The organism is Arthrobacter sp. B0490 (genome assembly GCF_002929355.1).
Taxonomy (GTDB): Bacteria; Actinomycetota; Actinomycetes; order Actinomycetales; family Micrococcaceae; genus Arthrobacter_D.
In genome coordinates this window covers 1-575 of the sequence record NZ_PJIR01000134.1, presented here as the reverse complement: position 1 = coordinate 575, position 575 = coordinate 1, and the positions used below count along the sequence as shown (strand labels likewise).

1 protein-coding gene is annotated in these 575 nt (G+C 67.7%); it reads right to left on the bottom strand.

Translation table 11 applies throughout. The features are described from left to right. Positions 1-575 (bottom strand): sigma 54-interacting transcriptional regulator (locus tag CXQ97_RS21120; protein WP_146069757.1); only part of this gene is annotated, 575 nt, incomplete at both ends.

Below are 575 nucleotides of genomic sequence, written 5' to 3'. Positions count from 1 at the left end.
CGGGACTCAGCTCCATGGGCGGCTGGCCGGAGCGGTTGGCGATGTCGTCGAGCAGGTGCTCGACCACGGCGGGGATGTCGCTGGCGCGCTCGCGCAACGGCGGCACGCGCAGGGCGAGTACGTTGAGGCGATAGTAGAGATCGTCGCGGAACTGGCCGGCGGCGACCTTGGCTTCCAGGTCGATATGCGTCGCGGCAATCACCCGCACGTTGAGCGCCTTGACCTGGTTGGAGCCGAGCGGCTCGACCTCCTGTTCCTGCAGCACACGCAAGAGCTTGGCCTGCAGCGGCAGCGGCAGGTCGCCGATCTCGTCGAGGAACAGCGTGCCGCCGTCGGCCTGGTTGACCCGACCGAGGGTGCTTTCGGTGGCTCCGGTGAAGGCACCGCGGTTGTGTCCGAACAGCTCGCTTTCCATCAGGTCGGCGGACAGCGACGGGCAGTTGATGGTGACGAAGGCCTTCTTCGAGCGCCGGCTCCAGGTGTGGATGGCACGCGCCAGTTCGCCCTTGCCGGTGCCGGATTCGCCGAGGATGAGGATGTTGGCATCGGTGTCGGCGACCTGCCGAGCGGTCTCC